The 20,166-nt window shown below is 53.5% G+C and carries 17 protein-coding genes and 1 tRNA gene; 7 read left to right on the top strand and 11 right to left on the bottom strand.

Going from position 1 to position 20,166, the window contains the following annotated elements:
* Nucleotides 1–132: 132 nt before the first annotated feature.
* Nucleotides 133–1,326, bottom strand: coding sequence for a Bcr/CflA family multidrug efflux MFS transporter (locus KXR87_RS02925; RefSeq protein WP_437430770.1), 1,194 nt, complete (start codon nt 1,324–1,326; stop codon nt 133–135).
* Between the two features lie 14 nt (nt 1,327–1,340).
* Nucleotides 1,341–2,048 carry a 16S rRNA pseudouridine(516) synthase RsuA gene (gene rsuA, locus KXR87_RS02920; protein WP_437430769.1) on the bottom strand — a complete coding sequence of 236 codons (708 nt, stop codon included), beginning with the start codon at nt 2,046–2,048 and terminating at the stop codon, nt 1,341–1,343.
* 155 nt (nt 2,049–2,203) lie between these two features.
* Between rsuA and KXR87_RS02915 the strand changes: the two genes are divergently transcribed.
* Complete coding sequence (locus KXR87_RS02915) at nt 2,204–3,964, top strand: DEAD/DEAH box helicase (protein ID WP_437430768.1); 1,761 nt, start codon at nt 2,204–2,206, stop codon at nt 3,962–3,964.
* Between the two features lie 128 nt (nt 3,965–4,092).
* Nucleotides 4,093–4,377, top strand: coding sequence for a 50S ribosomal protein L25 (gene rplY / locus KXR87_RS02910; RefSeq protein WP_437430767.1), 285 nt, complete (start codon nt 4,093–4,095; stop codon nt 4,375–4,377).
* A 54-nt stretch (nt 4,378–4,431) separates the two neighbouring features.
* On the opposite strand, the gene yejK is transcribed toward rplY, so the two are convergent.
* Entirely contained in the window at nt 4,432–5,436 is a 1,005-nt protein-coding gene (gene yejK, locus KXR87_RS02905) for a nucleoid-associated protein YejK (RefSeq protein WP_437430766.1), read from the bottom strand.
* Nucleotides 5,437–5,569: 133 nt separating this feature from the next.
* On the opposite strand from yejK, the gene KXR87_RS02900 reads away from it, so the two are divergent.
* The 3 genes from KXR87_RS02900 (at nt 5,570) to KXR87_RS02890 (ending at nt 7,728) form a co-directional block, all read left to right on the top strand.
* Nucleotides 5,570–5,797, top strand: coding sequence for a YejL family protein (locus KXR87_RS02900; RefSeq protein ID WP_437430765.1), 228 nt, complete (start codon nt 5,570–5,572; stop codon nt 5,795–5,797).
* 18 nt (nt 5,798–5,815) lie between these two features.
* Nucleotides 5,816–7,576, top strand: a complete 1,761-nt coding sequence (gene yejM, locus KXR87_RS02895; RefSeq protein ID WP_437430764.1) for an LPS biosynthesis-modulating metalloenzyme YejM — start codon at nt 5,816–5,818, stop codon at nt 7,574–7,576.
* 75 nt (nt 7,577–7,651) lie between these two features.
* Nucleotides 7,652–7,728: transfer RNA gene (locus KXR87_RS02890), tRNA-Pro, on the top strand.
* A 299-nt stretch (nt 7,729–8,027) separates the two neighbouring features.
* Here the strand turns inward: KXR87_RS02890 and KXR87_RS02885 are convergent.
* Complete coding sequence (locus tag KXR87_RS02885; RefSeq protein ID WP_437430763.1) at nt 8,028–8,279, bottom strand: hypothetical protein; 252 nt, start codon at nt 8,277–8,279, stop codon at nt 8,028–8,030.
* Nucleotides 8,280–8,668: 389 nt separating this feature from the next.
* Between KXR87_RS02885 and iraP the strand changes: the two genes are divergently transcribed.
* On the top strand, nt 8,669–9,001 hold the full coding sequence (iraP, locus tag KXR87_RS02880) for an anti-adapter protein IraP (protein ID WP_437430762.1): 333 nt from the start codon (nt 8,669–8,671) through the stop codon (nt 8,999–9,001).
* A 232-nt stretch (nt 9,002–9,233) separates the two neighbouring features.
* On the opposite strand, the gene mqo is transcribed toward iraP, so the two are convergent.
* Nucleotides 9,234–10,889, bottom strand: a complete 1,656-nt coding sequence (gene mqo, locus KXR87_RS02875) for a malate dehydrogenase (quinone) (protein ID WP_437430761.1) — start codon at nt 10,887–10,889, stop codon at nt 9,234–9,236.
* Between the two features lie 278 nt (nt 10,890–11,167).
* Here mqo and KXR87_RS02870 point away from each other — a divergent pair, with 278 nt between their 5' ends.
* Entirely contained in the window at nt 11,168–12,403 is a 1,236-nt protein-coding gene (locus KXR87_RS02870) for a SulP family inorganic anion transporter (protein WP_437430760.1), read from the top strand.
* Here KXR87_RS02870 and mgtE read toward each other — a convergent pair.
* The 6 genes from mgtE to KXR87_RS02840 form a co-directional block, all read right to left on the bottom strand.
* Nucleotides 12,366–13,802, bottom strand: a complete 1,437-nt coding sequence (gene mgtE / locus KXR87_RS02865) for a magnesium transporter (protein WP_437430759.1) — start codon at nt 13,800–13,802, stop codon at nt 12,366–12,368. The genes KXR87_RS02870 and mgtE overlap by 38 nt on opposite strands.
* Nucleotides 13,803–13,927: 125 nt before the next feature.
* Entirely contained in the window at nt 13,928–15,571 is a 1,644-nt protein-coding gene (locus KXR87_RS02860) for a multidrug ABC transporter permease/ATP-binding protein (RefSeq protein WP_437430758.1), read from the bottom strand.
* Nucleotides 15,572–15,644: 73 nt separating this feature from the next.
* Nucleotides 15,645–16,295, bottom strand: coding sequence for a DNA oxidative demethylase AlkB (gene alkB / locus KXR87_RS02855; protein ID WP_437430757.1), 651 nt, complete (start codon nt 16,293–16,295; stop codon nt 15,645–15,647).
* Nucleotides 16,289–17,374 (bottom strand): bifunctional DNA-binding transcriptional regulator/O6-methylguanine-DNA methyltransferase Ada, encoded by a 1,086-nt coding sequence (gene ada / locus KXR87_RS02850; RefSeq protein ID WP_437430756.1) that lies wholly within the window; start codon nt 17,372–17,374, stop codon nt 16,289–16,291. Before ada ends, alkB begins: the two co-directional genes overlap by 7 nt.
* A gap of 72 nt (nt 17,375–17,446) precedes the next feature.
* Nucleotides 17,447–18,490: an FAD:protein FMN transferase ApbE gene (apbE, locus tag KXR87_RS02845; protein ID WP_437430755.1), complete on the bottom strand. Its 1,044-nt coding sequence runs from the start codon at nt 18,488–18,490 to the stop codon at nt 17,447–17,449.
* A 114-nt stretch (nt 18,491–18,604) separates the two neighbouring features.
* Nucleotides 18,605–19,726, bottom strand: coding sequence for a porin OmpC (locus tag KXR87_RS02840; protein ID WP_437430754.1), 1,122 nt, complete (start codon nt 19,724–19,726; stop codon nt 18,605–18,607).
* Between the last annotated feature and the right edge of the window lie 440 nt (nt 19,727–20,166).

Raw genomic sequence — 20,166 nt, 5'->3', positions numbered from 1 at the left:
GGATGTGACTTTTTACATTAATTGATTTTACATAAAAGAAACAAACGCGTGCGAATGTAAGTCGGTTTGGGTTGATATGTGTCAAAAAAGGAAGCAATTTTGCTCCCTTTTGTTGATAGCCACTCACCGCAGTCAGGCAGATTTTTTACCGCGGCTGGCGTAGAGGTAAAAGAGAATTGAGCAGGTCGCGCAGAGGCTGATTGAGCCAATCATCGGCCAGGCGGAGGTGAAGGTCGACAGCGATAACAGCGCACCCACAATAGCCCCGATACCAAAGCGGAACGTGCCGGCCAGAGAGGACGCGGTGCCAGCCATGTGTGGAAACTCATCTAAAATCACCGCCATCGCATTCGAGGACACCAGCGAGACGCAGCCAATAAAGGCGGCAACCCCTACCACCAGCGACCAGAAACCGGCCCCCAGCAGTGCCGTAACCACCATCCAGACAGCCATAGCAAACTGGATCCACAGCCCGCCACGGAACATGTTCAGCGCGCCTACGCGGCGTACAAACCGTCCGTTAATAATGGTCAACAGGAACAGAAACACGATGTTTAACGCGAAGTAATAGCCAAAATTCTGCGGGGAAACATGGTTGACTTCGATGTAAACAAAAGGCCCGGCACTGAGAAAAGAGAACATGCCGGCAAAACTAAAGCCACTTGCCAGCATGTAGCTCAGTACGCGTTTATGGCGAAATAAAGCGGCAAAATTGCCCACCGTGGTACGCAGGTGAAAAGGCTGACGTCGCTCCGGCGGCAAGGTTTCACGAATGAAAAACGCGATCATGGCTGAGGCCAGCAACGCCGCAATGGCAAGGATCCAGAAGATAGTGTGCCAGCTAAACCAAATCAGCACCGCCCCGCCCACCATAGGTGCCAGTAAAGGGGCAATCGTGGTCACCAGCATGACGAAAGACATCATGCGGGAAAATTCTTCTCGCGGATAGATATCCCGCATCAGGGCATTGATTACCACGCTCGCCGCGGCGGCAGCGAGACCGTGAAAAAAGCGCATGGTAATGAGCTGATCGATAGTTTGTGCCAGCGCACAGGCGACGGCGGCAGCGGCGAAAATCAGCGTGCCGCCAAGGATAACCGGTTTACGTCCGATACTGTCGGCCATCGGCCCGTAAAGCAGTTGTCCCAGCGCAAAACCCAGAATGTAGGTGCTGAGGGTCATTTGCGCACTGCCCGCAGGTACACCAAACTGCTCAGCGATAACCGGCAGTGCGGGCAGATACATATCAATCGACAGCGGCATTAGCATGGCCAGCAGGCCAAGGATGAAAACAATACTCAGTGATGAGTGTGGCCTGGTGGTCACGTCAAGCTCCTGTCTCAGTGCGGCGGTAACCCGACGCTGGCTATCTCTTCTTCTGTCAGCGGGCGGTACTCCCCCTCTGCCATTCCGTCATCGAGCGCAATTGCGCCGATACGCTCACGGTGCAGGCCCACAACGTGGTTGCCCACGGCGGCAAACATACGTTTGACCTGGTGGTAACGGCCTTCACTGATAGTCAGGCGCACCTGGGTTGGGGTGATCACTTCAAGATGTGCCGGGCGGGTGAGATCTTTTTCATTATGCAGTTGCACGCCTTTGGCAAACTGCGCGGCGGTATCCTCTGAGACTGGTGACTCCAGTTCAACCAGATAGGTCTTCTCGCAATGGTGGCGCGGCGAGGTAATACGGTGCGACCATTGTCCGTCGTCGGTCATCAGAACCAGCCCGGTGGTATCGATATCCAGGCGCCCCGCTGCATGCAATTTGTGCGCGACGGGCTCATCAAGAAAATAGAGCACGGTCGGATGATCGGGATCGTCGGTAGAACACACATAACCCTGGGGTTTATTGAGCATGAAGTAACGCGGGCCTGTCTGCTGGGCCAGTGCGTTACCCTCATACTCTACCTCCTGTTCCGGGAGCAGTTTGAACGCCGCATCTCTTACAATTTCGCCGTCTACCGTAACGTGGCTGGCGCGGATTTGACGCCCGGCAATAGCACGGCTTACGCCGAGTTGCTGAGCGATAAATTTATCAAGTCGCATGAAGTTGTTTTGCCTGTATGGTGCTGGGAGCAGGACTTTCGTCCTTAAGAAGGCTCAGGTGATTTACGCCTGTCAGTATAGCGGTCATTCTACTCCGCTCAAGGGAAAGATTCGTGGCATACTTGTGACATTGATGTTGTCACACCATGAAGAGCATGACTTTTACTTTACGCCCTTATCAGCGCGAAGCGGTCGACGCCACCCTCGCCCACTTTCGCCACCATGATGAACCTGCCGTGATTGTCCTGCCGACCGGCGCGGGCAAAAGCCTCGTGATTGCCGAGCTGGCAAGAGTCGCGCGCGGACGCGTGCTCGTCCTCGCCCATGTGAAAGAACTGGTGGCGCAAAACCACGCCAAATACCTCGCTCTCGGGCTGGAAGCGGATATTTACGCCGCTGGCCTGAAAAGCAAGCAGAGCGAAGGGAAAGTGGTGTTCGGTAGCGTGCAGTCGGTTGCGCGTAATCTCGACCACTTTCAGGGTGAATTTTCATTGCTGATTGTCGATGAGTGCCACCGCATCAGCGACGACGATGAAAGTCAATATCAGCAGATTTTACAACATCTGCGCAAGGTAAATCCCCGCGTGCGGCTGCTCGGCCTGACCGCTACCCCCTTTCGGTTGGGCAAAGGCTGGATTTATCGTTTTCATTACCACGGCATGGTGCGTGGAGATGCTAACGCGCTGTTTCGCGACTGTATTTATGAACTGCCACTGCGCTATATGATCAAGCACGGCTATCTTACGCCGCCGGAGCGGCTGGATATGCCCGTTGTACAGTATGATTTCAGCCGCCTGCAGGTACAGAGCAACGGGCTGTTCAGTGATGCAGACATGAATCGCGAGCTGAAAAAGCAGCAGCGCATAACGCCACACATCATTAGTCAGATAGTTGAGTTTGCAGCATCACGTAAAGGGGTGATGATTTTCGCCGCCACCGTTGAGCATGCCCGTGAAATTACCGGTCTGCTGCCGGCGGATGATGCCGCACTGATCACGGGCGAAACACCCGGCCCCGAGCGGGACGCGCTGATAAATGCGTTTAAAGCGCAGCAGTTTCGCTTTCTGGTCAACGTCTCCGTACTCACCACCGGCTTTGATGCCCCGCATGTCGATCTTATTGCGATTCTGCGCCCGACGGAGTCCGTCAGTTTGTATCAGCAAATTGTGGGCCGCGGTCTGCGTCTGGCGCCGGGTAAAACCGACTGTCTGATCCTCGACTATGCCGGGAATCCACACGATCTTTACGCTCCCGAAGTGGGCTCACCAAAAGGTAAAAGCGATAACGTGCCGGTGCAGGTCTTCTGCCCGGCCTGCGGCTTTGCTAATACCTTCTGGGGCAAAACCACCAGTGACGGCAAACTCATTGAGCACTTTGGTCGTCGCTGTCAGGGGTGGTTTGAAGATGATGACGGGCTTCGCGAGCAGTGTGATTACCGTTTTCGCTTTAAAAATTGCCCGCAGTGTAATGCGGAAAACGATATTGCTGCCCGCCGTTGTCGTAGCTGCGACGCTATTCTGGTCGATCCCGATGACATGCTGAAAGCCGCGCTGAAACTCAAAGATGCGCTGGTGCTGCGCTGTAGCGGGATGGATTTACAGCACGGCGCTGATGATAAAGGCGAATGGCTGAAAATCACCTATTACGATGAAGACGGGGCCGACGTCAGTGAGCGTTACCGCTTGCAGACTCCGGCGCAGCGTACCGCCTTCGAGCAACTTTTTATACGCCCGCACACCCGTACACCCGGCGTGCCGCTGCGCTGGATAACGTCCGCCGATATCATTGCCCAGCAGGCGCTACTGCGCCACCCGGATTTTGTGGTCGCACGCATGAAAGGGCAGTTCTGGCAGGTACGCGAAAAAGTGTTCGATTATGAGGGACGCTTTCGCCGTGCCAATGAGTTACGGGGTTAACTCACGCCCGTGTGACTTGTCACAGAGGGGGGATATGGGTATAATCCCGCCCGCTTTTGCATCCGCAGAGCAGAAAATCTGCCTGTTGCTGGGTCGCCTGCAGCAGGAACTATAGAAGAGAGTTTTAAATGTTTACTATTAATGCAGAAGTACGTAAAGAGCAGGGTAAGGGTGCGAGCCGCCGCCTGCGCGCAGCGAACAAATTCCCAGCTATCGTTTACGGTGGTGAAGAAGCGCCGTTCGCTGTTGAACTGGATCACGACAAAGTATGGAACACCCAGACTAAAGAAGGTTTCTACACTGAAGTTCTGACCCTTGCCGTTGACGGCAAAGAAGTAAAAGTGAAAGTTCAGGCTGTTCAGCGTCACCCGTTCAAGCCAAAACTGACTCACATCGACTTCGTTCGCGCGTAATCGCCGACATCGTCGAAAAAAAACCCCGCCATGCGGGGTTTTTTTATGGGCAAATTATTTACCGCTCATTCTGCGCTGGAGCTGATCGCGAAGATTAGGCGGGGTGCCTTTAATGGTCAGGGTATCCGTGGCCGGGTCCCAGAAGATGCGCTCGCCCAATAGCATGGCATCGAAGTTAATGGTCAGGCCGCCGCCGCTACCCGCATATTTGGTTAGCTGGCGTAACGTACTGCGGTCTGCCGGAAAACTCTCTTCGAGCTCATAGCCTTTTTCGGCGGTAAAGTCCTGGAAGCTGACTTCACTGACACCGGCTAACTCTTTCGATAAAGACGCCAGCTCAATTTCTTCGCCCGCCTGCAACTGCTCATTGCAGTAGGTATAGACCTGCTTACGGACCTCCTGGCGCTCAGACTTATCCAGCTCGGCTTGCGCGGTAAAGTCATCCACCGCCTGCAGCAGGCCACGGTTCTGAGCTTTTGCGTTTAATCCTTCACTGGCACCCAGGAAGTCCATAAAGAAATCAGAAACCTTTCGCCCTACCCGCCCTTTCAGGAAGGTCAGATAACGGCTGGACTCCGGGTTGGTTTCCCATTCGGTTAAATCAATACGCGCCACGATATCGGCGTGGTTGATGTCCAGATAATGCGTTGCACTGATGTCCAGCTGTTCGTTGACGCGCATGCTGCTGAGGTTGTTCAACACCGTTATCAACAGATATTCGACAGCCAGGTAGCGGTAATGACAGAAGAGCACCACGCCGCCGTCAGCAAACGGGTACTTCACCAGTTCATCACGCAGGCGTCCGGTCGCTGCACGGCTAAAGGCCAGAAAATCCTCTTCACCCTGACGTTGCTGGCGCAGAGCTTCTGCCAGTTCGCTCTCTTCATTAAACATGCCATAGGCTTTATTTTTGGCGCTGTAGACCCGGTGTAACTCGGCAACCATCTCCTCAACGGGGGCTGTCGGTTCCAGCAGTGAATCGCGCAGCACCAGCTCAAGATTCTGCTCATCGCGCTTGATAAGCTGATGCAGGGCAATCTGGTTGATATCCAGACTCATGATAAACTCTCCTTTGTGACCGGGCGGTATTCAACCATCCCCCAGGCAACTGTGCAACCGCTGATAAAAAAGCAGAAAAAAAGCTGTTGCTACGGTAATATGTTGGACTTTATGAATAAACAGATTTCGATTTATGCCACAGATTTCCCGTTATAGTGATGAACACGTAGAGCAACTGCTGAGTGAACTGGCCCAGGTGCTGGAGCAGCATAAGACACCAACCGATCTTTCCCTGATGGTTCTTGGGAACATGGTGACGAATTTGATCAATACCAGCGTTGCACCCGCTCAGCGCCAGGCTATCGCAAAGTCTTTCGCTCAGGCTCTGCAATCGTCTGTTAATGACGATAAAGCGCACTAAGGTAAACAGCGACATTATATGGTGACTCATCGTCAGCCCTACCGAGAAAAAGTCTCCCAGATGGTTAGCTGGGGGCACTGGTTCGCCCTGTTCAATATTCTGTTGTCCATGGTGCTCGGTAGCCGCTATCTCTTTGTTGCCGACTGGCCGACAACCCTCGCCGGACGAATTTATTCTTACCTGAGCGTTGTCGGGCATTTTAGTTTTTTGGTCTTTGCGACCTATCTACTGATTTTATTTCCTCTCACGTTTGTTGTGATGTCGCAACGTCTGATGCGCGCGCTCTCCGCCATTCTGGCGACCGTGGGCATGACGCTTTTACTTATCGACAGTGAAGTTTTTACCCGTTTCCATCTCCATCTCAATCCCATCGTCTGGGAACTGGTGATTAACCCCGATCAGAATGAAATGGCCCGCGACTGGCAGCTTATGTTTATCAGCGTGCCGGTTATCCTGCTGATTGAGATGCTGTTTGCGACGTGGAGCTGGCAAAAACTGCGCAGTCTTACTCGCCGCCGCCATTACGCGAAGCCGGTGGCCGGGTTCTTCTTCGTGGCGTTTGTCGCCACCCATGTGATGTACATCTGGGCTGATGCCAATTTTTATCGCCCCATTACCATGCAACGTGCGAATCTGCCGCTCTCGTATCCGATGACAGCACGCCGTTTTCTTGAGAAGCACGGTTTGCTTGATGCGCAGGATTACCAGCGTCGCCTGGTCGAACAGGGGAATCCTGAGGCCGTGTCGGTACAGTACCCTCTCAGCGATTTGCGCTATGTGGATATGGGGCCTGGCCATAATGTGCTGCTGATTACCGTCGACGGGCTGAACTACTCCCGTTATGAAAAGCAGATGCCGCAACTCGCCGCTTTTGCCGGGCAGAACATTAACTTTACGCAACATATGAGTTCAGGAAATACCGCAGATAACGGTTACTTCGGCCTTTTCTATGGCATTTCCCCGGCGTATATGGATGGCGTGTTATCTGCCCGCGTGCCCGCCGCACTGATCACTGCGCTTAATCAGCAGGGCTATCAGCTGGGTCTTTTCTCTTCAGATGGCTTTAGTAGCGCGCTTTACCGGCAGGCACTGCTTTCTGATTTCTCCCTGCCTGCAGCGAGAAAACAGAGCGATGCGCAGACCGCCGATCAGTGGATTGACTGGCTGGGTCGCTACGCGCAGGATGAAACCCGGTGGTTCTCATGGGTCGCTCTGAACGGCACCGGTTCCCAGGACAGCAATCAGCAAAACTTTACCCGCCGCTACAGCCATGCGGTGAGCGATGTCGATACGCAGATAGGTCGCCTGCTGACTACGCTGCGTGACGCCGGCAAACTGGAGAATACCGTGGTCATTATTACCGCCGGTCACGGTATGCCAGCCGCGAAAGCTAAAAATGATTTTGCGTGGTCCCGTGAAAACCTCCAGGTGCCGTTAGTGATCCACTGGCCGGGTACGCCTGCCCAGCGCATCAACAAGCTGACCGATCATAAAGACATCATGACCACGCTGATGCAGCGCCTGCTGCATGTCAGCACACCAGCTAATGAGTATTCACAAGGACAGGATCTGTTTAACGCCACCCGTCGCCATAACTGGGTCACGGCGGCAAGCAACAACGCACTGGCGATAACCACCCCGCAAATGACATTGTTGCTCAATCAGAACGGCAATTATCAGACCTGGAACGTTCAGGGCGAGAAGGCAGAAGATCAGAAACCACAACTCAGCTTACTGTTGCAGGTTCTGACGGATGAAAAACGATTTATCGCTAACTGATTGATTAATTATGAATCACTCAGTTAATCGGTACTTGCAATCATCTGTGAAAAGGGTACTATTAGCGCCACAAATCGGCACGTAGCGCAGCCTGGTAGCGCACCGTCATGGGGTGTCGGGGGTCGGAGGTTCAAATCCTCTCGTGCCGACCAAAATATCCCTTAAAAAAACCAACCTTTCACGGTTGGTTTTTTTATGCCTGCACTTTGCCAGTGGCGTAAGTAAGGTGAAACTGATTTAGATAACCTGGCCCCTTTACTCATCCACCCTGTTACGCAAACACCGATCAGCCCATTTACTACATGTCCTGCCAACTCCTCGCACGCATACGCGTTACCATCCAGTGCCTGCCGTGCAACCGAACGACTGGCAGCGCCGAATTTGTAGCGCATACAAACTCAGAAACGCTCGCCCAACATACGGACTCAAAATGAACCAACAAAAAGCGGCTTTACCACATCGTTGCTAACCCGACCATGCTTACAAAAAGGATATTCTCCGAGTACTCTTTGAGTTCGTTAAGATAGCTATCATCACTATTTTTCAGCATTTCAATCGCGGAGGCAGCGCTTTCTGCTTCAGCCTCAAAATGATGTTTTTTGTAGCCGTGTCTTTTAAGAAGTGCAGCTGCGTCCTTATCCACACTCTCTTTAGTAAATACACGTGCGCAGGAATCATTGTAATAAAAAACATAAACAGTCATTTACACCTCCACGGATCAGGCCAATGTGCCGAGGTTCCTAAATTAACTTTTTTAACAGGGGGAGACTGACTGGTGGGATCAAATTACCTACTAATATCATTGATGAATATGTAACAGTTTTACACGGCGGAAGATGACGCCTTTCGGCTACCCCCACCTCTTTCTTCAGGCAATATTCATTCGCCCCCTTTAGGTTCCTCATCGCAGGTAGTTCATCAACCATGCCGGTTGTTTTTTATCGCGGCTATTTACCGGCTTCTTACCCCCGCCCCTTCTCATGATGTTTTCACTAATGTGTGCCAGGCGGCATTCTTTTACCGATAAAATGACCTAAGCTCGTTGGCACTTGCGTGCACATAAGCTGACTACCGTGTAAGACGGGGGATTCGATGAAAAATGTCATCATAAGCATGATTGCCAAAATTTCTAAAATGGACGCAGAAGCAAAACAGCTTACGGCGCGTGTTGAAGCACAATCACTGTTACTCAGCGCACTGATGCTGACCATAGGCAAAAACGGCGGCGTTCGCGATATCATCGACAATGTAAAAAAGGCGATAAACACAGCCGTTGACGCAGCGGAAAGCCCCCTTAAATCGGACGCAGAGATGTTGCTTACTGAGTTTACAGAACTGCTCTCCGTCACCCGCCTGCTGGATGACGCCGATGCCGAGATTGACTACCAGTCACTGAATAACCAGCTTTCTGACTCCAGTCAGTAGGCCTGACCTGAGAACGCTGAGAGGCAAACCAGGCCCCCTCTCTCCGACGGCGTTGTTACGATCCTGTCAAGGGGACAGGAGCGATGCGCAGGGGCGTCAAAGAGGATCGTTAAATGCAATCAGTACTCACGCAAATAAAGATCCTCTTATCCAGAAGCCGCAGAGGGAAGTATCGCGGTAACTGCCATAAAAAGGCGAGCGGTACAGGTGTCTCTTCCCGGGCGGATGCGGGTTACAGCGCGATATCCGAGACCGGTTCGTTATCTGCAGGCACGACCTGCGCAGGTTTACGTACCGGTGGGGTGACATCGGCAATCAGCGATTCATCGCACTTAAGCCCCAGCACACGGCTGGTGTACTGCGACTCTTCACTGGCAGCGTCGGTGTTACCATCCAGCTGTACGCCGAGGAACGGGATGATCCTTTTGAGCGTAGCCTGCCATTCTGGTGAGGCCACTTTTTCCGGGAACACTTTTTCCATCAGCTCCAGCATAATCGGGGCCGCCGTGGACGCGCCTGGTGAGGCACCCAGCAGAGCGGCAATGGTTCCTTCTTTGTCGCTGACGACTTCCGTGCCAAGGCGCAGCACGCCACCTTTTTTCCCGTTACGCTTAATGATTTGCACCCGCTGACCCGCCTGCCACAAACGCCAGTCCTCTTTTTTGGCAAGGGGATAATATTCACAGAGCGCGTCAAAACGGTCGTCGTCGTTCTGCAATACCTGGTTGACCAGATACTTCACCAGACCAAAGTTCGTCAGTCCGACGCTGACCATAGGCAGGAAGTTAGAACGGTTGGTTGAACCAAGCAGATCCCACAACGAACCATTTTTCAGGAAACGGGTAGAGAAGGTAGCAAAAGGTCCGAAGAGCACCACGCGTTTACCATCGATGATACGGGTGTCGATATGGGGAACCGACATCGGTGGCGCCCCTACGGATGCCTGACCGTAGACCTTCGCCAGATGGTGATTCACCACGTCCGGATTTTCCGACACCAGGAACTGTCCTCCCACCGGGAACCCGGCGTAGTCTGCCGCTTCCGGAATGCCCGATTCCTGCAGCAGTTTCAGCGCGGCTCCCCCTGCGCCAATGAAGATAAACTTCGTCTTCACCACCTGCTCTATGCCCGAATGCTTACCGGCAATGGTGACGTTCCAGGTGTTGTCCGCGTTGCGTTTAATCGCGCGCACTTCGCTGCCCAGTTTCAGCGAAAAGTTCTCTTTTTTCTGCAGCGATGTAATCAGCTGGCGAGTTATCTCGCCGAAGTTGACGTCGGTGCCGATCTCCGTGCGCGTGGCCGCCACTTTCTGCTGGGGATCGCGCCCTTCCATCACCAGCGGCGCCCACTGTTTAATCTGGTCGTGGCTTTCGGAGTAACGCATACCACGGAACAGCGAGCTTTGCTGCAATGCCTTATAACGGGCACGCAGGAAATTCACGTTTTCATCGCCCCACACCATGCTCATGTGCGGAACGGTATTAATAAAGGAGCGGGGATTGCTCAGCACACCGGTTTCCACCTGATGCGCCCAGAACTGGCGAGAGATACGAAACGCTTCGTTAATCTCAATCGCCTTCTTGATACTGATAGAACCATCCTGGTTTTGCGGGGTGTAGTTCAGTTCCATTAACGCAGCGTGCCCGGTACCGGCATTGTTCCAGCCGTTGGAGCTCTCTTCCGCCAGGGCATCCAGCCGCTCGACCATGGTGATTGACCAGTTGGGCTCCAGCTCCTGGAGGTAGGTCCCCAACGTGGCGCTCATGATCCCACCACCGATTAAAAGCACATCCGTTTCCTGCGCTTTCGACGCGTTAGCTTTTGCCGCCGCTGAGACAGCATTAAGCCCGACAGCCATCGAAAACAGCTTGGCAGTCATTCTTTTCATGATGTTATTGCCTTACTTTTAGTGCTGCTTTATTAGCATTTATCGCGGGTAAACTTGTTAGCGAGACTAACCTAGCACTTAAAACGGCGTTTTTAAATAATGTTTAAACATTAAATAGTCATTATATAAATGTTACTAATAAGTTGCTTTTTAGCATTAAAAATAACCGTTTTTACTGGCATTGTGGTTTGATTATCAGTACTATTTTGCCCCTTAATAAAACCGAGGCACTCATATCTTTTTGTTATGCTTTTGGTCACTTTCCAGTCCGAGAAGTCATGTCTGAAAAAATAAACGGTTCTTCTGACCTCGTAAGTGAGGTTCTGCGTTCGCCCCGGCGGTTGACACGCGAAACGCTGGCGGGCGTTATCACTGCACTGGCACTCATTCCTGAAGTTATTTCATTTTCGGTGATTGCCGGGGTCAGCCCGATGGTGAGCCTGCTGGCCTCCGTTGTGCTGTGCATCAGTATGTCTGTTCTGGGTGGCCGTCCGGCAATGGTGACGGCGGCGGCAGGTTCCGTCGCGCTGGTTATTGGGCCGATGGTTCACCAGCATGGGGTGAACTACATCCTGCCAGCAGTCGTGCTTGCGGGTGTGATTCAGATTATTTTCGGTGTGACACGGATGGCACGCCTGATGCGCTTTATCCCGCAGTCGGTCATGACCGGCTTTGTCAATGCGCTGGGCATTCTGATTTTCTTTGCTCAGGTGCCACATTTCTGGAGCCGCGACCCGCTAATTCTGGCGCTTTTCGCGCTAACGCTACTGATAGTGCTGTGGTGGCCGCGCTTTGTTAAAAGCATTCCGGCACCGCTGGTGGCGATTGTGGTCCTGACGCTATTCTCGTTTTATAGCGGGCAATCTCTGCCGACCGTCGGTGACGCAGGCCCGATGCAGGGTGGTCTGCCAGGGTTCACTCAGTGGCTGGTTCCCCTGAACCTCGACACGCTCGCAATAGTCTGGCCCTGTGCGCTGAGCATTGCGTTTGTTGGCCTGCTGGAATCCCTCCTGACTGCGCGTCTGGTGGATGACATCACCCATACCCCTTCCAGCAAAAGCCGCGAAAGTACCGGCCTTGGCATTGCAAATATTCTGGCCGGTTTTTATGGCGGGATTGCTGGTTGCGCGATGATCGGTCAGACCATTGTTAACGTCGAGATGGGCAAAGGCCGTAGCCGGGTATCAACGCTGGCAGCGGGCCTGGTTCTGCTGCTATTGGTCACCGCTTTAAGCCGGGTGATGGCAGAAATTCCGATGGTCGTGCTGGCCGGTATTATGGCGCTTGTCGCTGTCAAAACCTTTAACTGGAAGAGTATTCAACCCGGAACGCTCCGGGTTGCGCCTGTTGCCGAAACCCTGGTCATGCTGGTCACCGTTGTGGCTACCATCACGACCGATAACCTGGCGATTGGCGTTGTCGCTGGCCTGATTACGATGGCCATCCTGCCAGCCCGTTTGCATACCAAACGTGGTGCTACAGCAGAAAAAGTGTCGCCAGTCCAAGAAAAATAAAGAACCCCCCGGTGTCGGTAATAGCGGTAATAAGCACGCTGGAACCGACTGCCGGGTCACGACCCAGGCGCATCATTACCATAGGTATAGTCACGCCCATCAGTGCCGCCACCAGCAAATTCAGGACCATCGCCAGCGTCATTACGCCTCCCAGCGCAATGTCACCGTAAAGCAGCCAGGTCACGCCCCCCATGATCCCGCCCCATACCAGACCATTTATCAGCGCCACGCCCAGCTCACGGAAAATTAAAAACCGAAAGTTCCCCGGCTGGATAGTTTTCAATGCCAGCGCACGGACAATCATCGTGATGGTTTGATTCCCCGTATTGCCGCCAATGCCGGCGACGATAGGCATCAGAGAGGCCAGTGCCACCAGCTGCGAAATGGTGTGCTCAAAACCATCAATAACCCGTGAAGCAATAAACGCAGTGCACAGATTGATGGCCAGCCATGCCCAGCGGTTTTTCACCGCACGGGTTACCGGAGCAAAGACATCCTCTTCACTGCTGAGCCCTCCCATGCGACGCAGATCGTTATCCGTTTCTTCATAGACCACGTCAATAATTTCATCGATGGTCAGGCGACCCAGCAGTTTACCGTCCGGTTCCACCACCGCCGCACTGATTAAGTTATCGCGCTCGAAGGTTCGGGCCGCATCTTCCGCATCTTCATGGGGGGAAAATACCACTGGTTCGGCGTTCATCACCTCGTCGACGCGCCTGTCACCTGTGTTAAGCAGGATAGTCTGAAGAGCCAGTTCACCGACCAGTATGCCATCCTCTCCGGTGACAAAGAGTTTGTCGGTGTTTTCAGGCATCGAACGACGCTGGCGTAAATCATGCTGGACCGTTTCGAGGGCCACATCCGGTCGGACGGTGATCACCTCAAACTCCATGATGGCCCCGACACAATTTTCCTGATACCGCATCACCTGATAGACGCGGGCACGCTCTGCTGCGGGTAGTGTTGCCAGCAGCCGGCCGGTGAGGTTACGTGGCAGATGTTGTACCAGCCAAATCTGCTCATCAATATCGAGAGTTTCAAGCGCATTCAGCAACGCTTTATCGCTCATCTCCTCAACCAGGTCTTCCCAGACGCTGACGGAGGCCTCAAGGAGAATTTTGCCGCGCTTCTCATCTTCTACCGTGCGCCAGAGGGCGTGACGTCCTTCAACCGGCAATCCTTCGAGGGTGTCGGCTAAATACGGGGGCGGCAGGTGCGAGACCAGAGCCTTTACTTCATTAATGTCACTGGTCAGTGCATGCGCATCAACCTGCTCTGCCAGGGTCAGTTCTCCACGCAACGCTGCGGTGAGGGCTTTATGGGTGGTAAGTAACCAAATCAGGCGAGCGCGTTCCTGATCGCGTAAGCGGGCGCTCTTTTTGGTGATAACAGACATAACAACGTCCCTGCAAAGTAATCCGGCAGGCTTAAGCATAGCGGCAGGTTGTGTAAAAAAAACTAAACGAGAAGCGTGAGTGGGGAAAAAACAGACAGCGCCCCCGCAAGAGAGGGCGCTATAGCTTATGCGGTACGGGCGACGGCGTCCCGGGAGGCCTGCGCACGCTCTTCGCCGGTCAGCTCGCTGAGCTGCCCGTTACGCATCTCAAGCAGGCGATCGGCATGGACAAAGTAGTGATCGTCGTGGCTGATGGCGAAGATAGTCTTGCCCATCTCCTGCATCAACGGCAGCAGGATCTGATAGAACTCACGCCGGAAATGAGGATCCTGGTCTGCGGCCCACTCATCAAGCAGCAAGATGTCGCGTTCTTCGGCCAGCGCCAGGAGCAGAGCCACCCGCTTCTTCTGCCCTTTCGATAATTTAAGATCGAGGATTTTACCGTCTTTAAGCGTCAGTTTATGCGACATCTTCAGCTGGTAAAGCCATTTATCCACCAGCTGCGGGTTAGCCTGCTCCCCCTGCGGCCCCAACAGCTGATCGAACAACCAGACGTCGGTGAAAACAGCCGAGAAGAGTTTGCGATAATCTTCCGGTTTTTCCTGGGCCAGAGGTTTGCCATCGAGCAGAATTTCACCGGAGGAGGGTTGGTACAGCCCGGTGAGCAGCATGGCAAGCGTGGATTTTCCGCTGCCGTTTCCGCCAATCAGGAACACCTGCTCACCGCGCTTCAGGGTCAGGTTAACAGGCCCCACGGAAAAGGTATTGTCCTGGTAGGCGAAGGTCACATCGCGCAGTTCAAGCGTCTTCCAGTCCGGGTAACGTTGCGGGCGGGGAAAGTCGGCTTTATAAGGCGTCAGTGAGAATTGTTTGAGCTTATTGAAAGCGACCTGAGCGCTGAGCAGCGTAGGTAACGCGCCTACGGCAGAGAGCAAGGGAGTGCGCAGGAAGAGCAGCGTCAGCGAGTAGGTCGCCGCCACGTTGGTATCGGCCCAGCCCAGACTGTTTGCCATCCAGAAGACAAGGCCTATCGCCCCCAGCATCATAATGTTCGACCAGTTCACCGCACTCAGGTGGAAGGTGTCAGCACGAATAATATGGTGACGATATTCACGGGCATCAGGAAGGTAGAGATGGTTAAAGATATGTTCGGCACGTTCCCGGTTGAGGGTCAGCTCTTTACGGCCTTCCAGTACGGTCTGAAAATCGTTGTACAGCTTGTCTTCGGTTTCACGTAAGGTCGCAATATGTTTATAAACGCGCGACACCAGCACAAAGCCGCCCCAGATAGTAATAGCCATCCATACAGCGGTGATCACCAGCATTTTACCTGATAACCATGCCAGATAAGCCGAGGAACCTACCGTCAGGATTATTCCCTGCACCAGCTCCGGCAGACGTACAAAAGCAATAGTGATGTTGCGCACATCGCTGGTCAGCCCGGCAAGCAACGACGCGCTACCCAGCTGTTCAATACGTTCAATGGGGGTATCGAGGATGCGCTTTATGAACTCGCTGCGCATACGATAAACAAAGTGATGACCAAGAGCCGTCAAGGCCAGTTGCGATCCCAGCGTAACGGCCATTAACAGCAGCAACAGCCCCAGGAACTCCGGTAACACAGCAAGCGAAATGTCTACGGTTTCGATTAAACGCAGATTGATAAAGGCAATAAGACCAATGCCAAGCGCCGCGCTCAGTAACGTCAGCGCGAGAACGGCAATAAACGGCCAGCGATACTGACGCCAGACCAGCAAAAGAAGTTCCATAGCAACAACCTGTCAACATAAACAGCCCGCAGTTTAAACGGCTCGCCGTTTACATCAAGAATAATTCTTATTTTTATTCGCCTTTCCGGGCCTGACGAAAAGTGAGGTTGTACCGGCACTCGCCCGTCGCCGGGTGATGCCCCCGTTTCAGGGGAGAAATGCCATGATAGAAAAGCCGGGATTCACCTCCCCAGACCACCACGTCACCGTGTTCAAGCAGCAGCCGCTTAAGCGGATCGCTGCGCCTGAGTCCGCCAAACTGGAAAATCGCCGGTAAGCCCAATGAGACGGAAACAATAGGGGCGCGTAAATCGGGTTCGTCTTTATCCTGATGTAACGAGAGTTTTGCGCCAGGAACATAGCGGTTAATCAGGCAGGCATCCGGGGTGAAATCCGCATACCCCGCCGCCACGGCGGCATCATGGCAAAGCGTCGTGAAAACGGTCGGCATGGCAGGCCAGGGGAGACCGGTTTGGGGATCGACAGCAGAGTAAAGGTAACCGCGAGGATCTGTGGTCCAGCCAACTTCGCCACAGTTAGTCATCGCCACCGACATGGTGTAGCCCCCCGGCGTGACCATGTGGCGTAGCGGTGAACGCTGCGTAACCTGCGCTATACCTTCGAGCAGCGCCCCGGCCCGCGTGAGCGCAAAGCGTCGTAGCACCACCGCACCGGGAGCCAGCTCCTCCTGCCAGGGCACTTCATCGGGAAATAAATCTAACATCCTCTCTCCTTCTCTTCGGCTTCCTGTTGCAGTAATCGCGCTTTGCGCGTAGCTCCCCAGCGATAGCCCGACACGCCGCCATCCGCACGGACGACCCGGTGACAGGGCACCACAATTGCCAGGGTGTTTGCCCCACAGGCGCGTGCGACAGCGCGCACCGCCGTGGGTTTACCAATCCGGGTTGCCAGCGTCTGGTAACTGATGGTCTGGCCGGGGTCGAGAGCACGTAACGCCTGCCACACCTGAAGCTGGAAAGCCGTACCACGCAGATCCAGGGGCAGCGAAAAAGGCGAACGCGGATCGTTAATCCGCCTAACCACCTCAGCAACCCGGCCGGCAAAGTCCACGCTGCCCGGTTCGCGCTGCGCATGAGGGAAAATCTGCTGAAGTTCGGCCAGTAGCGCCGCCTCGCTGTCCGCCAGCAGGACGGCGCAAATGCCGCGCTCGCTTTCTGCCACCAGACAGTGACCTAATGAACAGCGGCTAAGCGCGTAGTACACAGCGGTGTTATTACCGCCCCGCCGGTACTGGCTGGCGGTCATACCCAATGCCGCATCGGCCTGTCGGTAGTAGCTGCTGTTATCCGGAAAGCCTGCCGCCAGTACGGCCTCAGTGATGGTATGACTCTGCGTTAACGTACTTTGCAGGCGTCGGGCGCGCCAGGCTTGCTGCCAGTTTTTAGGCGTCATCCCGGTTACATGCTTAAAAAGTCGGTGGAAATGCCAGGGGCTCATCGCCACCGCGTTCGCCAGCGCATTCAGGCTGACGGGGGTATCCTGTTCCAGCAGACGACAGGCCTGTTCTACCTTCGCCTGACGCTGAAGCAGCGGATCGAGTTTATGGGGCTGACAGCGTTTGCAGGGGCGAAAGCCGGCGCTAAGGGCGGCGTCGGCATCCGGATAAAATGCAACGTTTTCCCGCAACGGGCGGCGTGAACGGCAGGACGGGCGACAAAAAATGCCGGTCGTGCGTACCGCAAAAACAAACTGCCCGTCATAACGACTATCCCGCGCGCAGACAACCTGCCAGCGCGGGTCATCAGCGTGGGGGGCAACGGAAAGCGATGTGGCTGTTTTCATCTCAGGCTCCTCGTTCAAGTCTAGCTCCACTTTGCGCGCGCGCCCGAGCGAAAAAACCCGCAATCTTGCTCTCTAATTTTTTTCTGTTAGCAAAAACGCTGAAAATTGTGGCGACATCCAGTGGGTAAAGCGATCGCCTTCGCGACTTACCATGTAGACAGCCAGACCTTCGCGCCGGGCGACAGCCTGCGCTTTTTCCTTACCCAGTACCATCAGACCGGTGTCCCAGGTGTCGGCCTCCAGCGCCGTCGGCGCGATTACCGTAACCGACACCAGATTATGCTCGATGGGCCTGCCCGTTTTCGGATCTATCACGTGAGAGATACGTTTCCCATCAAGCTCATAATAGTTGCGGTAGCTGCCTGAGGTGCTGATGCCATGACCGTTAATGTCGACCACGGCTTCCACCGCGTTTTCCCGGTCCGTCGGTTTTTGAATCGCTACGCGCCAGGGTGTTCCCTGTGCATTCATACCCCGGCTGACCAGCGCCCCCCCCACCGAGACGAGATAGCGTGAAATCCCTTCACGCTCCATCAGCGCCGCAAGATGGTCGGCAGCGTAGCCCTCCCCGACCGTCGAGAGATCAACAAACAGACCCGGCAGGTCCTTTTGCAGATACTGCTGCTGAGTCTGGTTAATGACCTTAAGGTGCTGTAAACCGGTTTGGGCTTTTGCCGCGTCGATTTGCGCCTGAGTGGGCGTCTTCACTGGCTGTTTATCGGGGCCAAAGCCCCATAAATTAACCAGTGGTCCAATGGTCACGTCCATTGCGCCATCGGTTTTTGCCCCGATGCGCAATGACATTGTGACGATATCCGCCATCGCTTCGCTCACCGGCCAGGGCTCAGGCGTGGTGGCATGGTTAAACTGCATCAGGGCAGAATCCTGTTTCCAGGTCGACAGCAGCCTGTCATCGCTGTCGAGCAGGGTCTGAATTTTTGCCACCAGGGCTTTTTTCTGCTCAGGCGTGGTCGCAGGTAGACTCACTCGCCAGAAGGTTCCCATGGTCTTACCTTCCAGCACCGTTTGCTGTTCCGGTTTCGGGGAGGTGTTATCACATCCCATAAGAGTAACAAGCACAAGCAGGATGCCCGCGCGCCAGAAGGTTGTCGCCATCGTTATGTCTCCCTGATTTCTGGTCGAAAGCCTACACCAAAATGCCCGCCTTGTGAGGCGGCAAACAGGCATAAAAAAAGGGGCCTTGCGGCCCCTTCATCTAACCTGTGCGGCTTAGAACTGGTAAACCAGGCCCAGGCCAACCACGTCGTCGGTGTTGGTGCCGGTACGACGGGTAAAGGAGTTGTCATCCAGCAGGTTGATTTTGTAATCAACATAGGTAGACATGTTTTTGTTGAAGTAGTAAGTCGCGCCGACATCTACATATTTCAGCAGATCCTGGTCGCCGTAGTTACGGGTACCGTTGGTGACGTCTTTACCTTTGGACTGCAGGTAAGCGATGGACGGACGCAGGCCGAAGTCGAACTGGTACTGTGCCACCACCTCGAAGTTCTGGGCTTTGTTAGCAAAGCCATAGTCAGTGCTGCCGTTCTGGGAGTTACCGAAACGGGTCGCATTGTAAGTCTGGGAGTACTGTGCTGCCAGGTAGAGGTTATTGGCATCATATTTCAGGCCGCCGCTGTAGACGTCCGCACGATCGCCATCACCGTAAACGCCTGCTTCATTTTGATCAGCGGTACGTTTGGAGGAGGACATCGCTGCACCTGCGCTGAAGCCTTCGCCCAGATCGTAGGTCAGGGACATGCCATAGCCGTCGCCATTCTGTTTCAGGGTGCTGCGACCGGTATCGTTTTCACCGCTGGCGCTGCCGTTTTTGCCCTGATATTGCAGAGCAAAGTTCAGGCCATCAACCAGACCGAAGAAGTCAGTGTTACGGTAAGTGGCAACGCCATTCGCACGCGACTGCATGAAGTTATCTGCGCCATAGGTGTCTCCACCGAATTCAGGCAGAACGTCAGTCCAGGACGTTACGTCATAGATAACACCGTAGTTACGACCGTAGTCGAAAGAACCGGCATCGGCTACACGGATACCTGCGAACGCCAGACGGGTCCAGGCCTGGTCGCTTGAACCTTCGGCGTCGTTAGCCTGAACGTTGTATTCCCACTGGCCGTAGCCGGTCACCTGGTCATTAACCTGGGTTTCACCTTTGAAGCCGAAACGTACATAAGTCTGATCGCCATCAGAACCCGCGTCATCGGAGAAATAATGCAGGCCATCAACTTTGCCGTATAAATCTAATTTATTGCCGTTTTTGTTATAAATTTCTGCTGCATTAGCGGTACCTGCTACCAGCAAGGCTGGTACCAGAAGGGACAGTGCTTTAACTTTCATGTTATTAACCCTCTGTTATATGCATTTTTATTGCCACTGCTTACTGATCGCATCCTCTCATCAGTCGGCGATTTCATTTTCCTTAAAAATACAGAATAATCCAATGAGAATATGATACTAATATTTTGAAGATGTTTCACATTTGCAAGAGATGTTTCATTTTGTAATTCTCAGGGAACTTTTTTAAGCACAAATAGCTAAAGAATAAAGCACTAAACAACAATTTATAATAAAAAACATTTTAAAATCATATGATTATGCAATGCATAATTTTTTAGCACTGATTGCAAAACCTAAAACTAAAAACGCCATTAGTATTAATACCGCTATCATCATTAACTTTATTTATTACCGTCATTCGATTCTGAATGTCCGTTTATCCCTATTATGACCGAATGCAATGCATTCGGTTTTTTTTTGCCCATCATCGAAATCCATTC

It is taken from the genome of Yokenella regensburgei, assembly GCF_051486985.1.
In the GTDB taxonomy this organism is placed as follows: Bacteria; Pseudomonadota; Gammaproteobacteria; order Enterobacterales; family Enterobacteriaceae; genus CBFFRJ01.
Note: the sequence above shows the minus strand (reverse complement) of the source record. Positions and strands in the feature narration are given on the sequence as shown.

Excerpts from the sequence above, each read along its gene's own strand:
- rsuA (WP_437430769.1), bottom strand. The coding sequence starts at position 2,048 with ATGCGACTTGATAAATTTATCGCTCAGCAACTCGGCGTAAGCCGTGCT.
- KXR87_RS02915 (WP_437430768.1), top strand. The coding sequence starts at position 2,204 with ATGACTTTTACTTTACGCCCTTATCAGCGCGAAGCGGTCGACGCCACC.
- rplY (WP_437430767.1), top strand. The coding sequence starts at position 4,093 with ATGTTTACTATTAATGCAGAAGTACGTAAAGAGCAGGGTAAGGGTGCG.
- yejK (WP_437430766.1), bottom strand. The coding sequence starts at position 5,436 with ATGAGTCTGGATATCAACCAGATTGCCCTGCATCAGCTTATCAAGCGC.
- KXR87_RS02900 (WP_437430765.1), top strand. The coding sequence starts at position 5,570 with ATGCCACAGATTTCCCGTTATAGTGATGAACACGTAGAGCAACTGCTG.
- yejM (WP_437430764.1), top strand. The coding sequence starts at position 5,816 with ATGGTGACTCATCGTCAGCCCTACCGAGAAAAAGTCTCCCAGATGGTT.
- KXR87_RS02885 (WP_437430763.1), bottom strand. The coding sequence starts at position 8,279 with ATGACTGTTTATGTTTTTTATTACAATGATTCCTGCGCACGTGTATTT.
- iraP (WP_437430762.1), top strand. The coding sequence starts at position 8,669 with ATGAAAAATGTCATCATAAGCATGATTGCCAAAATTTCTAAAATGGAC.
- mqo (WP_437430761.1), bottom strand. The coding sequence starts at position 10,889 with ATGAAAAGAATGACTGCCAAGCTGTTTTCGATGGCTGTCGGGCTTAAT.
- KXR87_RS02870 (WP_437430760.1), top strand. The coding sequence starts at position 11,168 with ATGTCTGAAAAAATAAACGGTTCTTCTGACCTCGTAAGTGAGGTTCTG.
- mgtE (WP_437430759.1), bottom strand. The coding sequence starts at position 13,802 with ATGTCTGTTATCACCAAAAAGAGCGCCCGCTTACGCGATCAGGAACGC.
- KXR87_RS02860 (WP_437430758.1), bottom strand. The coding sequence starts at position 15,571 with ATGGAACTTCTTTTGCTGGTCTGGCGTCAGTATCGCTGGCCGTTTATT.
- alkB (WP_437430757.1), bottom strand. The coding sequence starts at position 16,295 with ATGTTAGATTTATTTCCCGATGAAGTGCCCTGGCAGGAGGAGCTGGCT.
- ada (WP_437430756.1), bottom strand. The coding sequence starts at position 17,374 with ATGAAAACAGCCACATCGCTTTCCGTTGCCCCCCACGCTGATGACCCG.
- apbE (WP_437430755.1), bottom strand. The coding sequence starts at position 18,490 with ATGGCGACAACCTTCTGGCGCGCGGGCATCCTGCTTGTGCTTGTTACT.
- KXR87_RS02840 (WP_437430754.1), bottom strand. The coding sequence starts at position 19,726 with ATGAAAGTTAAAGCACTGTCCCTTCTGGTACCAGCCTTGCTGGTAGCA.